Annotated in this window: 12 protein-coding genes; 7 read left to right on the forward strand and 5 right to left on the reverse strand. The window is 33.4% G+C overall.

Features of this window, described 5'->3' with window-relative positions:
- Nucleotides 1–124 precede the first annotated feature (124 nt).
- The 7 genes from CIT01_06825 to CIT01_06855 all read left to right on the forward strand — a co-directional run bounded on the left by CIT01_06825 (nucleotide 125) and on the right by CIT01_06855 (nucleotide 8,299).
- Nucleotides 125–1,945 carry a ribonucleoside-diphosphate reductase, adenosylcobalamin-dependent gene (locus tag CIT01_06825; protein ID AXV37931.1) on the forward strand — a complete coding sequence of 607 codons (1,821 nt, stop codon included), beginning with the start codon at nucleotides 125–127 and terminating at the stop codon, nucleotides 1,943–1,945.
- Between the two features lie 23 nt (nucleotides 1,946–1,968).
- Nucleotides 1,969–2,526: an adenylate cyclase gene (locus tag CIT01_06830; protein ID AXV37932.1), complete on the forward strand. Its 558-nt coding sequence runs from the start codon at nucleotides 1,969–1,971 to the stop codon at nucleotides 2,524–2,526.
- Nucleotides 2,527–2,757: 231 nt separating this feature from the next.
- On the forward strand, nucleotides 2,758–3,933 hold the full coding sequence (gene aksA, locus CIT01_06835) for a homoaconitate hydratase (protein ID AXV37933.1): 1,176 nt from the start codon (nucleotides 2,758–2,760) through the stop codon (nucleotides 3,931–3,933).
- A 95-nt stretch (nucleotides 3,934–4,028) separates the two neighbouring features.
- Entirely contained in the window at nucleotides 4,029–5,282 is a 1,254-nt protein-coding gene (locus CIT01_06840) for a 3-isopropylmalate dehydratase large subunit (protein ID AXV37934.1), read from the forward strand.
- A 55-nt stretch (nucleotides 5,283–5,337) separates the two neighbouring features.
- The gene (locus CIT01_06845; protein ID AXV37935.1) at nucleotides 5,338–5,868 is read left to right on the forward strand and encodes a UbiC family transcriptional regulator; all 531 of its coding nucleotides are present in this window, start codon (nucleotides 5,338–5,340) and stop codon (nucleotides 5,866–5,868) included.
- Nucleotides 5,869–5,953: 85 nt separating this feature from the next.
- Complete coding sequence (gene fen, locus CIT01_06850; protein ID AXV37936.1) at nucleotides 5,954–6,940, forward strand: flap endonuclease-1; 987 nt, start codon at nucleotides 5,954–5,956, stop codon at nucleotides 6,938–6,940.
- 180 nt (nucleotides 6,941–7,120) lie between these two features.
- Nucleotides 7,121–8,299: a hypothetical protein gene (locus CIT01_06855; GenBank protein ID AXV38751.1), complete on the forward strand. Its 1,179-nt coding sequence runs from the start codon at nucleotides 7,121–7,123 to the stop codon at nucleotides 8,297–8,299.
- A gap of 24 nt (nucleotides 8,300–8,323) precedes the next feature.
- On the opposite strand, the gene CIT01_06860 is transcribed toward CIT01_06855, so the two are convergent.
- From CIT01_06860 to CIT01_06880, 5 genes are all read right to left on the reverse strand, one after another.
- A complete protein-coding gene (locus CIT01_06860) occupies nucleotides 8,324–8,932 on the reverse strand; it encodes a hypothetical protein (GenBank protein AXV37937.1) in 609 nt (202 codons plus the stop codon).
- A gap of 43 nt (nucleotides 8,933–8,975) precedes the next feature.
- A complete protein-coding gene (locus tag CIT01_06865) occupies nucleotides 8,976–10,229 on the reverse strand; it encodes an adenosylhomocysteinase (protein AXV37938.1) in 1,254 nt (417 codons plus the stop codon).
- Between the two features lie 422 nt (nucleotides 10,230–10,651).
- On the reverse strand, nucleotides 10,652–12,841 hold the full coding sequence (locus CIT01_06870; GenBank protein ID AXV37939.1) for an ATPase: 2,190 nt from the start codon (nucleotides 12,839–12,841) through the stop codon (nucleotides 10,652–10,654).
- Between the two features lie 230 nt (nucleotides 12,842–13,071).
- Entirely contained in the window at nucleotides 13,072–14,376 is a 1,305-nt protein-coding gene (locus CIT01_06875) for a prephenate dehydrogenase (protein AXV37940.1), read from the reverse strand.
- 185 nt (nucleotides 14,377–14,561) lie between these two features.
- Nucleotides 14,562–14,909 carry a hypothetical protein gene (locus CIT01_06880; protein AXV37941.1) on the reverse strand — a complete coding sequence of 116 codons (348 nt, stop codon included), beginning with the start codon at nucleotides 14,907–14,909 and terminating at the stop codon, nucleotides 14,562–14,564.
- Nucleotides 14,910–15,139: the final 230 nt, after the last annotated feature.

A 15,139-nucleotide genomic window follows, 5' to 3' on the forward strand; every position in this document is an offset into this window, starting at 1 on the left:
TTAAAATTAAGTATTATTCCAAGATTCATTAATCAAAATACATTATTAACTAAATTTTTCTTACAAAATTCCTATAAAATTTTTATATTTAGTTTCACTCGATTAAAACTAAGGCCGTGGGAATATAAGAAAAGTAGAAAACTTTGCAAAATCTTATGAAGTAAAACTATCTGTAAATGCTATTAAAATCCTTAAAAAGAGATATTTACTCAAAGATGAGAGTGGTAAACTTATTGAAACACCATCAGGTATGTTTAGAAGAGTAACTAAAGCAATTTCTGTAGTAGATGAAATATACGAACCAGATATTGATTTAAAGTCAATTGAAGAGAAATTTTACGATTTAATGTCTAATTTGGAATTTCTTCCAAATTCACCAACTTTAATGAATGCTGGAACTCAAATTAATCAACTGTCTGCTTGTTTTGTTTTACCTGTTGAAGATTCTATGGGAGCTATATTTGATTCACTAAAATATATGGCACTTATCCATAAATCAGGTGGCGGTGTTGGTTTTTCTTTTTCACAGCTTCGACCCCGGGGAGATGTTGTAAAATCAACTAAAGGTATTGCGTCAGGACCGGTTTCGTTTATGCGCATATTTGATGTGGCAACTGATGTAATTAAACAAGGAGGAAGAAGAAGAGGGGCAAATATGGCGGTAATGGATGTTAATCATCCAGATATACTTGATTTTATTTCGTCAAAGGTTCAGGAAGGATTGTTTAAAAATTTTAATCTGTCGGTAGCGGTTCCAGATAGTTTTATGGATGCAGTGTTAAGTGATGGGAATTATGAATTAATAAATCCCAGAAATAGACAAGTGGTAAGAAAACTTAAGGCAAGATACTTATTTGATAAAATAGTGGAGATGGCGTGGAAAACAGGAGATCCTGGATTAATTTTTATAGACGAAATAAACAGGCACAATACTGTACCTAAACTTGGAAAAATTACTGCAACAAATCCTTGTGGGGAACAACCACTTATGGATTATGAATCATGCAATTTAGGTTCAATTAATTTAACCAAAATATTTAAAAATGGTAAAATTAACTGGAAAAGATTAGAATACATTGTAAATGTAGCAGTACACTTTTTAGACAACGTAATCGACGTTAATAATTATCCGTCACCTAAAATTGAAAATGAAACACTAAAAAATCGTAAAATTGGTCTAGGAGTTATGGGTTTTGCTGATCTACTTTTAATGCTCGGAATTCCGTACGATTCAGTTCCCGCTTTAAAAATAGCTGAAGAAATTATGAAATTCATATCCAAAAAGGCAACAGAAGCTTCAATCAAATTGGGTAAGGAAAGAGGATCTTTTTCTAACTTCAAGGATAGTAAATGGTATGATAACGGCTTTGAGACAATGAGAAATGCTACCACTACTACTATTGCCCCTACTGGAACTATAAGTATATTGGCTGGTGTTACTAGTGGTATAGAACCCTTATTTGCAGTTAGTTTCGTTAGAAAAGTATTGGATGGTACTAAATTAATGGAAATAAACCCTGTTTTTAAGAAAATAGCAGAAAAAGAAGGATTCTTTAACGAAAGTATCTTAAAAAAGATTGCAGTAAATGGTTCCATCCAAAATATTGAAGAAATTCCAGAAACAATTCGAAGATTATTTGTAACTGCTTATGATATCCCTCCACAATGTCATGTTAAGATGCAGGCCAGTTTTCAAAAATATGTGGATAATGCTGTTTCTAAAACAGTTAATCTACCTACAGACGCATCCCAGGACGATATAAAAAATATTTTTATCTTAGCCTATAAACTAAAATGTAAAGGAATTACTATCTATCGATATGGAACTAAAAAGGAACAGGTCATATACCTTAACAATTTCCCAGAAACGGATTCTAATAAAGAATATTTAAATGTTGATCCAGAATTTTCTGGGGGATGTCCTAAGTTTAATTGTCCTCACTAAAATCAAATAATTCAGGTGATATAATGATAGAAGTTGAAGTTAAAGCCCATGTAAACGATTTCAGTCCAGTTAAAAATGCTTTGGCCAAGTTAGATGCTGAGCTTATAAAAACTGAGCTTCAGGATGATATTTACTTTAATGCACCCCACCGTGATTTTGCTAAAACAGATGAGGCACTTCGAATTAGAAAGGTTACCCAACCGGGTTTAGAAAATTCAAAATATGAAAAATTAATTTTAACATATAAAGGAGCGAAGATGGACGCTGTTAGTAAAACCCGAAAAGAAATAGAAGTTGAAATTGAAGATTTGGAAAAAATGTCTTCTATTCTGGAAAATATTGGATTCATTCCCGTTGCAAATGTTAATAAAAAAAGAGTTATCTACCACTACCATAGTTTTATTATAAGTCTGGATGAAGTTCGGGATGTAGGAACGTTTGTGGAAATCGAAACTGAAGCCAATGAAGGCGAAAATTTTGAAGATTCTGTAGAAAAAATTTTCGAAATATATAAAAAAATAGGAATTACAGATGGATTTGAAAGAAGATCTTATCTGGAACTTATGGGAATTTATATTTAATTGGTTCAATACTTGACTTTCGAGAAAATAACCATATATTAAATTGTAAAATTTGATTATTATAAAAAAGTACGATAATATAAAAAAATGGATAATTTAAAATGGAAATGTATTTTTTTTATCATTCCATATGGGTAAATATTTTAATTATAAAGCGTAAAGTTAAATAGATTAATTCCTTTAGAAAAGTTTCAAGTTTAAATCTATTATCTAAATAATGGTGGGTATAATTTGAAGTATTTTGTAAGTCCTTTCAATAAAGAAGTGAATTTAGAATTTCCAAAGAATATTACCATCTATGATACAACTTTAAGAGATGGTGAACAAACACCAGGGGTTTGTTTAAGAACCCCTGAAAAACTTAAAATAGCCCAAAAGCTGGATGAACTTAAAATTCACCAGATTGAAGCTGGTTTTCCCATAGTATCCAATGAAGAAAAAAGATCAGTAAAGGCCATAGTTAATGAAGATTTAAATGCAGATATAATTGTTCTCTCCCGTACTAAGAAGGAAGATATTGATGTAGCGTTGGATTGTGATGTTGATGGCATAATAACATTCATGGGAACTTCAGATATTCATTTGCAACACAAACTAAAACTTTCCAAGGATCAAGCTCTGAATGTATGTATGAAATCAATTGAGTATGCTAAAGATCATGGGATATTTGTGGCTTTTTCAGCCGAAGATGCAACCAGAACAGACTTAGATTTCCTTAAAAGAATTTATAAAAAAGCAGAAAATTATGGTGTTGACAGAATTCACATAGCTGATACTGTAGGGGCTATAAATCCATATGGTATGGATTTTTTGGTAAGGGAGCTTCGATCACATCTAAAAGTAGATATTGCTATGCACTGCCATAATGACTTTGGTTTGGCTCTTTCTAATTCAATCGCAGGACTTTTAGCAGGAGGAAATGCCATATCAACCACAGTTAATGGTATAGGTGAAAGGGCAGGTAATACTTCTCTGGAAGAGTTGATAATGGCTCTGCTTATGGTTTATGGGGTTGATCTCGGATTTAATATAAAGGTGTTTTATGAGCTTTCCAAACTGGTCGAGGAACTTACTCACATGAAGATACCTGATAACAAGCCTATAGTTGGAAGAAATGTGTTCCGTCACGAATCAGGTATACATGTTGACGCAGTTATTGAAGAACCATTAACATACGAGCCATTTCTACCAGAATTAATAGGCCATCATAGGAGGATAGTTTTAGGTAAACATTCAGGGTGCCGGGCAGTAAAAGCAAAACTTCAAGAATGCGGAATAGAAGTGACTAGAGACGAATTATGTGAAATCGTTGAACAAGTTAAAATGCAAAGAGAAGAGGGTAAATATATTAACGACAAATTATTCAATAAGATAGTTAAATCCATCCGCGGACCGGTGGACTTCTAAAAATATAAAGCAATGAAAAGTTTTCAATAAAAAATAGTTTGAATCTTCTTTATTGTTTAGAATGATTATAAAATTGATTGTTAGTGGTTTTTGATATGAATATTACCGAGAAAATCTTAGCAAGGGCCTCCCAAAAAAGGGAAGTTAATCCCGGCGAACTAATTAAGGTAGATGTAGATCTAGCAATGACACATGATGGAACCTCCCCACCTACCATAAATACATTTAAAAAAATTGCAGATACAGTATGGGATAATGAAAAGATTGTTATTGTTTTTGATCATAATTTACCTGCAAATAATATTGGTTCTGCAGAATTTCAAAAAGTAACTCGGAAATTTGCCAGGGAACAAGGGATAAAGAATATTTACACTCATGGAGAGGGCATATGTCATCAGGTTCTCCCTGAAAAAGGATATATAAACCCTGGAAAAGTTATTGTAGGTGCAGATTCTCACACATGTACTTATGGGGCCTTTGGAGCATTTGCTACAGGTGTAGGGGCTACAGATATGGCTATGATTTTTGCAACCGGCAGGACATGGTTTATGGTTCCTGAAGCATATGAAATCATTATAACTGGTAATTTAGGACCATATACAACTGCGAAAGATGTTATTTTGAATGTTATTGGTGAAATTGGCTCTTATGGAGCAACATATAAATCACTTGAATTTCACGGAGAAACAGTAGAATCCCTGGATGTATCGGGAAGAATGACCATGTGTAATATGGCAGTGGAAATGGGGGCAAAAAATGGAATAATGGAACCTAATCCTCTGACATTGAAATATTTAAAAGAAAGGTCCGGTGATTCTTTTGAGATAGTAAGATCTGATAAAGATTCCCAATATGAAAAAGAATATTTATTTGATATAAATGATATGGAACCGCAGGTGGCATGTCCACATAATGTAGATAATGTAAAAAATATTTCCAAGGTCGAAGGGGTGCACATAGATCAGGCTTTTATAGGTTCATGCACCAATGGTCGTCTGGAAGATTTAAGAATAGCATCCCAAATCTTGGAAGATAAAAAGGTACACCCGGACGTTCGTTTAATAGTAATCCCCGCTTCTGCAGAAATTTATTCTAATGCCTTAAAAGAAGATATTATTGACAAATTTATATCTGCAGGAGCAATAGTTTGTAATCCTGGTTGTGGGCCTTGTTTAGGTGCTCACATGGGAGTAATAGGCTCTGGGGAAACAGCGATCGCCACCACCAACCGGAACTTTTTAGGAAGAATGGGCGACCCTGATTCAGAAGTTTATCTGGCAAATCCTGCTGTGGTAGCATCTTCAGCAGTAGAGGGCGTAATTAAAAACCCGGAATCATTAGTTAAATGACTATATCTTAGTTATCACTATAATATATCATAAAAAAATAAACATAGTGAGCAAAATGGATATTAACATCATTGATGAGATAAAAAAAGTTGAAAAAAAGATTGGTGAACTTTCTAATACTCAAAAAATTCTTTTAGCTACAGACGGTTCAGTCACAACTATATTAGATGTTTTAAATGGCGGTAAAATCAATATTAAAACCATGACCCAAGAATTTCAGGAATCTAATGAAGAAATTGCTAGGGCACTGGATATTATTGCAGGGGATACAATAAATTATAGGGTGGTTATCATGGGACGCAAAAAGCCCCTGATTCATGCAGTCTCCTACATACCAGTTGAAAGACTTAATAATAGTTTTAGAGAGGACTTAATTAGAGCAGATATTCCTATAGGTAGAATTCTAAAAAAGCATAATATTGAGTCTCGAAGAGAAATTAAGATGATCGGTGTAGAAAAACCCAGCCAGGAACTTTCTGATATTTTTAATACAGATTCTATGATGTTAACCAGGACTTATAATATTATCCATAAAGACATGGTTCTTATAAGAATCAAGGAAACATTTCCCTATTCTTTATTTTAAAAATTGAATATATGATAACTATTTCAAATTTTATAAATATAATAATGTTTTAAACATTTTACCAGCAGTTGATGAATGTGATTGTATGGGCGTGAAACTTAAAGATATTGTGAAACCAGAAGAGATAAAATTTGAAGATTTGAAGGGTAAAATAGTAGCTATTGATGCGGCTAATGCTCTTTATCAGTTTTTATCAAGCATACGCCAGCAGGATGGCACACCACTAAAGGATCACCAGGGTAGAGTAACATCTCATTTAAGTGGACTTTTATACAGAACCTCGGCACTGGTAGATAAAGGAATAAAACCGGTTTATGTATTCGATGGAAAGTCACATTCTTTAAAAGGAGATACTCAAACTAAAAGAAGCGAGATTAGGATTGAATCTGAGAAAAAATGGAAAAAGGCCCTTGAAAAGGGGGAAATAGAGGAAGCTCGTAAATATGCTGTTAGATCTTCAAGAATGTCAGCAGAAATTATTGAAAGTTCAAAAAAACTTTTAGATCTCATGGGAATACCATTTATCCAAGCTGTGGGGGAAGGAGAAGCTCAAGCCACATACATGGTTCAAAATGGCGATGCATGGTGTGTTGCATCTCAAGATTATGACTGTATTTTATTTGGCGCACCCCTCATGGTAAGGAATTTAGCTATCTCCTCTACAAGAGCTAATTTAGAAATGTTTGAATTAAATAAAGTTTTAAATAATTTGGACATAACTCGAGAACAACTGGTAGATGTAGCAATACTGGTTGGAACTGATTTCAATCAGGGAATAAAAGGTGTAGGTGCAAAAACTGGCTTAAAACTCTTAAAGGAACATAAAGATATTTACAGTGTTATAAAACATTTAGATGTTGAAATGGAAGTTGATCCTGCTGTCCTTCGAGATATATTTCTAAAACCTGATGTTGCAGTTGATTATGAGATAAAATGGAAAAAACCAGATAAAGATGAGCTAATCGATTTTTTAAGTGGAGAACACAGTTTTTCACAGGATCGAGTTCTAAATGCAGTAGAAAAGATAAAAGGATTGAATATTACTCAAAAAAGTTTGGAAGATTGGTTTTAACCATATAAATAGGTTTCAGCCGGATTAAATTTCTACAATTATGGCCATAAGATTTTTTTAAATAATAACAATAAAAATTAGGATTAGAACTAATTGAAAAGATTTATAATACAGTAACAGAGATTATTAGAAATTAGAAATATTTCATATTTGAAAATTCATTATAAGGGGATATATAATATGAAATGCCCGAAATGTGGTAAAGAAAATTCGGATGGCTCTAAATTTTGTGCAAATTGTGGTTACGATTTAAAAAGTATTCCCATACAAAATATAAATCCTAAATCTGAACAAGATAATAGTAAAACATCAAAACAATCTTCAAAAGATATTAAAACTTCCGAAAAACCAGTTAAAAACAAAACTAATACTAAATTAATTTTAATTGTAGGTGCACTTATTGTGCTGGTGGCCATAGTAGGGGTCTTTGCAATATCTTCAACTTTTTCTTCACCAAAACCCCAAAATTCTGCAGTATTCATTGTTTCAGCTGTTTCAGGAACTTCTATTGTCACTGATCCTACAAATAACAAGAATTATACAGTTAATGTTGAATATTATGGAATCAGTAGTGGATCTGGATTTATTATAACTGGTGACGGTTATATTGCAACTGCTGCTCATGTTGTGGCTGATCCATGGGACATAAGTAAGAAAGGCGTTATTCGAAAAATGAATGATGATGATATAAAATATTATGTAGATAAAGCAGCCATGTATATATTTTTACAGAAATATTATCCTGAAGTTTTGAAAAATATGACTGAAAGTGACTTAGATGATTTAACTTCAACATTTATGGAAGCAGGAGCAGTCAAAGCTACTAAATATCAGCATGATATTTATATTAGGGGACCTGCATTTCCAGATAGTCCCAACAATCCTCCTGTAGCTAAATTAGTGGATATGGGAAATTCTGAAAATGAAATAGATGTTGCGCTGTTAAAGGTAGATAATGTTTATAATCTACCTGCACTTTCTGTTAGTTCTGAAAAAATCGAAGTAGGTGATGATGTACGTATATACGGATACCCTATGGAACAGTTTGCCTTTTATAAAGATGTATCTACAACAGAGGCCAGTGATGAACTATGGAATAGTATTTACACTGCAACTTTAACTCAAGGAATAGTTAGTGGAGAAAGACCATCACCGTCAGGAATAAAATACTATCAAACTGATGCTGCGGTAGATAGTGGGAGTAGTGGAGGCCCGGTATGCGATAAAAATGGTAAAGCCATTGGTATTTTAGTCCAGGGATTTGAAAAACAAGGATTTAACTTTTTCCTCCCTACAGAATATTTAATCCAGATGTGCAATGAGAATGGTATTTCTCTTAATAGAGGGTTATTCTGGTGATTGAATTCAGTTAAAACAAGTTAATTAGAACGGAGGATAATCTCCAAAAAATTCAATAGCATACTTACGTGCTGTTTTTATTTGGGAAGGAAATTCTCCCTTTAATTTGTCCTCTATTTCTTTTCTATTTTTTGAACCTGCAACAATTTTAAGAACCTGCGTATACAAATTCAGCGCTTTTGGTGATGGTTTGCATGGTACTTCAAGTGTAATACACACATCTTCTCTTTTGAAGCAGTTCAACCTAACAAATGGAGATACTGAACCAATTAGAACCCCCCACTTGAGTTCTATAAGTGGAGGAACTCCAACTTTTTCTTTCCTATTTTTATCAGTTAATTTCTCATAATTAGAAGATTTATAACAGTGTGGTTCAACATAAATCTTGGGTTTGTAGGTTTTTATCAGGGACAAAATCTCTTTGCCTATCTTTGAATCGTAATAACCTTCATCTAAAGTACTGATATAAGGACTTTCATCACAATTGTATATAAGAAGCTTTCCATCATTAACATCATGACTATTAATTTGATTTAAGGCTTCAATGGTTGTTGAGCCCTCTTTACCATGCACTCCCCCAATAAATAAACGGACAGGTTCACTACTTTTATCAATAATTTTAAAAAAACTCATGTAACTCATTTATCATTTTCGAACTGGAAAGAAATAAGAAGGTTTAGGTTCCCTCTTCCCAATTTTCAAGATATTTTATCTGTTCAGGACTCAACTCATCAATTTCTATGTTCATAGCCTTTAATTTCAGTCTAGCAATGTAATTGTCTATATCATCAGGTGATTTATAAACCTCATTTCCTAAATCTGCATTCAATAAATATTTGGCGGATAAGGCTTGCATGGAAAAGCTCATGTCCATTATTTCTGCGGGGTGTCCTTGGCCTCGTTCTGATGCTAAATTAACAAGTCTGCCGTCTGCCAGAAGATATAAAGTTCTTCCATCATTCATTACAAATTCTTCAATATCTGCCTTGATTTTACTGTTTTTAACAGACATCTTTTCAAGGTCATTTCTATTGATTTCAACATTGAAGTGACCAGAATTGGCCATTATACATCCGTCTTTCATTGATTCAAAATCTTTCCCAGCAACAACGTCAATGTCTCCAGTGGCAGTTATAAGCAGGTCCGCATGTTTAACAGCTTCCGATATTTTCATTACTCTAAAACCATCCATTCTAGCTTCTAAAGCTCTTATAGGATCAATTTCAGTAACAATAACATTTGCACCCAGTCCATCAGCCCTCATAGCAATTCCACGACCACACCATCCATATCCACATACGACCACGGTTTTTCCTGCGATCAATACATTGGTGGCACCCATAATTGAATCGAAGGTGGATTGGCCGGTTCCGTAACGGTTGTCGAATAAATATTTAGTGTAAGCATCGTTTACCGCCATCACTGGGAATTTCAAAGCTTTGTCTTCAGCCATAGCCTTTAGTCTATGTATTCCGGTGGTGGTTTCTTCGCACGCACCTAAAATATTTTCTATTAGCTCTGGTCTTTGCTTGTGTATGAGAAATATCATGTCGGCACCATCATCAATTATGATGTCTGGCTGGTGATCAAGCACCTGATGAATGTTTGCATAGTATTCTTCATTGTTCTCACCCCTCCAACCGTACATGTTAAGTCCCAGAGCAGCCCCGGCTGCGGTAGCATCATCCTGGGTAGAAAGAGGGTTACATCCGGTCATGGCAACTTCTGCGCCTCCTGCCTGGAAAGTTAAACCTAAATTAATAGTTTTTGGTTCAAGATGTAAGCATGATCCAATTGTTATTCCTTCAAAGGGTTTTTCCTTTTGAAATGCTTTTTTTATGGTTTCTAATACAGGCATATGCCGTTGAACCCATTCAATTTTCTTTTTACCTTGTGGTGCCAGTGATATGTCTTTAACTTTGTAACTCATTTTTTCACCTGAACATTGTAATTAAGAATTGCCACGAATTATTAACCTTTTTATTCATTTTTTTAGAATTTATTTTTACTAAATATAAAATTGATTTTTGTAATAAATGGTTTTCTTCTAATTAAATTTAATAATTTATTTAGTTTTTAATTAATTATAACTTCTTTAATTAATTATAAATTCAAATCAACTATACTTACTAAAACAATTTAATGGAATTTGAAGAAAAATTGCGTATAATCATTTTATTCCATCTATTTTTTAAATGAATAAATTTTTTGATATACTGGTAAAAAATAAGTTTTTAAAATAAATTAACCTAATAAACATTCATTTATTAATCACAGGCAGAATTAGACAAATATTATTTATAAAAAAAGAACTGAGAAGTTTTAATTTAATTACTTCTCATGTTGAAGTTTTTAATGGTATTGGACCATTTCAACTTCACTTTTTGGTTTAACCTTTTTCATTGCTTCTTTGAAGGATTTCATTGAAACATTTTCAGCATTTAGATTTTCTCTAAGGGTTAACATCACTGCTTCACGGCATATTGCTTCTATGTCCGCACCAACATAACCTGCACTCATTTTAGCAAGTCTTTCAATGTCCACATCTTCTGCCAGTGGCATGTCTTTGGTGTGAACTTTGTATATTGCAATTCTTGCTGCTTCATCTGGTTCATCTACCTTAATGTGTCGGTCAAATCGGCCAGGTCTTACCAGGGCAGGATCTATAATATCAACCCGGTTAGTCGCAGCAATTACTGAAACGTCTTGTAACTCTTCCATTCCATCAATTTCCGTTAATAATTGGTTTACTACTCTTTTTGTAACTCCAGAATCAGAGTCTGCTCCGCTTCGGGTGGAGGCAATTGAGTCTATTTCATCAAAGAATATCACTGTTGGTGCAGTTTGTCTTGCTTTTCGGAAAACTTCTCTTACTCCTTTTTCAGATTCTCCTACCCATTTAGATAGTAATTCTGGGCCTTTAATGGCTATAAAGTTAGCATCACTTTCATTGGCTACAGCTTTAGCTAGCAGAGTTTTACCGGTTCCTGGTGGTCCGTATATTAGCACGCCTTTGGGTGGTCTTACCCCAAATTTTTCGAAATTTTCTGGATATTTTAAGGGCCATTCTACAGCTTCTTGCAGTTCTTGTTTAGTATTTTCTAATCCACCGATGTCTTCCCAGGTTACATTAGGTACCTGTACTAAAACTTCTCTCAGTGCAGATGGTTGAATTTCTTTTAGAGCTTCTTTAAAGTCTGATTTTTTCACGATCATTTTTTGAAGAGTTTCTTTAGGTATTTCCTCTTCAGCTTTTATGTCAGGAAGTATTCTTCTTAGAACTCTCATTGCTGCTTCTTTACATAAGGATTCCAGGTCTGCACCTACAAATCCGTGGGTAACATCTGCAATTTCATCCAGATCAACTTTTTCATCCAGGGGCATTCCCCGGGTGTGAATTTGTAGAACTTCATTTCTACCGTCTTTATCTGGTACACCTATTTCTATTTCCCTATCAAATCTACCAGGTCGTCTGATTGCAGGATCAAGTGCGTCTACTCTGTTAGTAGCTCCAATTACCACTACTTGTCCTCTGGTTTTTAGACCGTCCATTAAAGTTAAGAGTTGAGCAACGGTTCTTCTTTCAACTTCTCCACTCACTTCTTCTCTTTTTGGAGATATTGCATCTATTTCATCTATGAATATTATGGAAGGTGCATTTTCTTCTGCTTCTTCAAATAATTCTCTTAGTCGTTCTTCAGAACCACCCACATATTTGCTCATGATCTCTGGACCATTTATAGCAATGAAATGCGCATCGCTTTCATTGGCCACAGCCTTAGCCAGCAAAGTTTTACCAGTTCCTGGAGGACCGTGCATTAATACTCCTTTTGGTGGGCTTATCCCCAATCTTTCAAAGAGTTCTGGTCGTTTGAGTGGAATTTCAATCATTTCACGGACTTTTTTAACTTCTTCTTTAAGTCCACCTATATCTTCATAGGTAACATCTACGAAAGTTTTCACACCTTCCAATTTTGAAACATCCACTGGTTGTTGTTGGACTTCCACATCAGTCATGGGACCTACTTTTACTATTCCGACTGGTTTGGTTGAGACTACAGCTAGTTTTATTTCTCCAAGTGGTGAAACCTCTGGCATTTCTCTGAAGAATTCATCAAATAATCCACCTCTCATGGTCTGTTGTTGTCTTACTCCAGAAACTATTATATCTCCTTTGGATAGTACTCTACCAGCAAAAGCTTGTGTTACATCTCCCCTGATTAGTATTTGTTGTTCTACAGGTGCTAAGACTACTTTTTGTGCTTCTTTAACTTCTGCTCGTCTTACGGTTACTTCTTCTCCAATGGAAGTTCCAGCGTTTTTTCTCATGTAGCCGTCAATTCTTACAATTCCAAGGCCTATGTCTGATTGAGATGATGCTACTAATGCAGCTGTTAATTTTTTTCCTTCAATTTCAATAATATCCCCATCAAGCAAATCTAATTTTTGCATGCATGCTGGATCAATTCTGGCTACTGATCTACCAACATCTGATTGGGAAAATGCTTCTGCAACTTTTAATTGCATTTCTTTTTTTTCCATAAAACACCCCACTATTGATTATTAATTATATTATATTTATTAAATTACTTAAAAATAAATTTTAGTATAAAAAATGTTTTAGTTAATTATTGTTACTATAACATTCGTTGATCATAGTATATAAATGTTTTGGTTAAAAGTATTAAATAAAATTTACAAAATTAAGTAAATAAACCTAAAAAAATAAAATTAGAATACGTTAAAAATATAAAATAATTTAAGCAATTTTTTTACCGAATAATGCCTCCAAAACCCTTTAAAAACTTTTCAACACTTTTTCGAGCATTTTTGTCAATTACTTTATATCTGAAGGTAATACTTATCATGTCTGAAGTGACCTGTTTTCCTTCATAAACATCAATTACCTGAGCATCAACAACATCCTTAATATTTTTAATGGAACTGGCGATAAATTCAGGATTACAATTTTTTGGAAAAACAGCAGAAACATCAAAGTATTTTTTAGGATAAGTCTGAATTTTCCAATTTAATAGTTCATCCTCATTTAAAATTTCAACATTAGATAATTTTAAGGTTGTAATACTGCTATTTTTTATCAGCGTTACTTCATCAGGGGATATTTCTTTTAATATTCCACAATGAACAGTACCCGAATAAATGTGTCTTAAACCTACTTCTCGGCCCAAAGATTTTTTTAAAATTCTTATTTCTTCTGTTAAAGCAGCTATGGCTTTATCTGATCTTCCAAGAGCAGCTTCAAGATCGTCAAGATGTTTGGCAGCGGCACTCATAGTTTTTACGAATTTTTCCTGATCTTCTTCATCGATAATCTTTTTTAGTTCCTTAGAATTAGCCAAAAACGCAGCATGAGTCTCTTTATTGTAACGATTTTCAGTCTGGATAGAATATGCCAGATAAGGATTTTGAGCAACGATTCTTGCTATCATATCAACCATAAGACTATATATGGGACTTGCAAACTTTCTAGACTCTTTTAAATCAATTTGAAGGTTTTCAATGGTGCTTGCTATATTAATGTAGGCAAAATGAGTTAGTCCCTGAACAATGCTCATCATTTTGTCATGAATCTCAGGAGTGGTGATTAAAACCCTTGAATTATCATTTTCAAGAAAATTTATGACTTTATCATACCATTCGCCCCTAGTGATAGGGGTTAAAACAACAACCTGTCCATCTAATGATCTGATTCGAGGTCCAAACATAGGGTGGGTAGGTAAAAATTCAACACCTTCCGGAACAAAAGTTTGCATGGCTTTTGCTGGTTTTTCTTTAACTGAAGTTACATCCATCAGAAGAGATCCAGGTTTCATGACCGGTGCAACTTCCTCTATAACTGAAGCAGTAACGTTAATAGGAACAGAAATAATAACTACATCTGATTGGGATGCTGTTTTTGCATTGTCTTGTGAATATTCAACTTCTAACTTTTTTGAAACCTTCTCACCAGTAATTCTGTCTCGACCAGTTATACAAACATCAAAATTTCTATTTTTCAAAAATTCCGCAATCCATTTACCCAGTCCTCTGGTTCCACCAATCACTGAAATTTTCATTTTAACCTCAGTTTTGCACGGATTCTACATTTTTTTATAATTTCAGATATATTATTAATATTTCATGTGTTTAAGTTATAATTTAGCCTTAAAATTTGAATCAAATATTTCATTATTGTTAATCATATCTTGCTAAGATTATATTAATAATTTTAATTTAATAATTTTAATCAAATACTTTTTCTTTAACCAAATACTTTTTCAGCCAAATATCCGCCCACAGCACCCATACCTATACATATTAATCCAAAGATTATGAATCCGGATATAAAGGTGGATATGTCTGGAATAAGGCTTACAGATAATTCATTCGGTAATTGGGGCACATAAAAAAATCCGTAGATGAAGATGAGGAGGCCCATCACACAAGAGGCAAATATTCCCACTTTAATATTCCTTTTTTCTGGTATGGTTAGATAGGTGGCTACAAATCCAATTATGATTAAAGCCAGTAATCCGTCAAAAAGAATTAAAAAGATTACTCCCAACAATATACTAATAATTATAGCGCTTCCGACTTCGTATTTTCCCATAAAACATTCTCCTAATATTACGCACAATGATTTGAATTGTGAAAAATTATCTACTTAAATCAAACTTTAAATTTTTATTATTTCAAATATGATAAAATTATTCCATGAAAAAGGGCTAATTATAATTACCACAACAAACATTGATTTTTATAAACTAATTATTTTTCTATTATGATAATAAAGTTATAGTATATATCTTATAGGGTTTTTAAAAAAAATAATTTAAAGGT

The organism is Methanobacterium sp. BRmetb2 (assembly GCA_003491285.1).
Classification (GTDB): Archaea; Methanobacteriota; Methanobacteria; order Methanobacteriales; family Methanobacteriaceae; genus UBA117.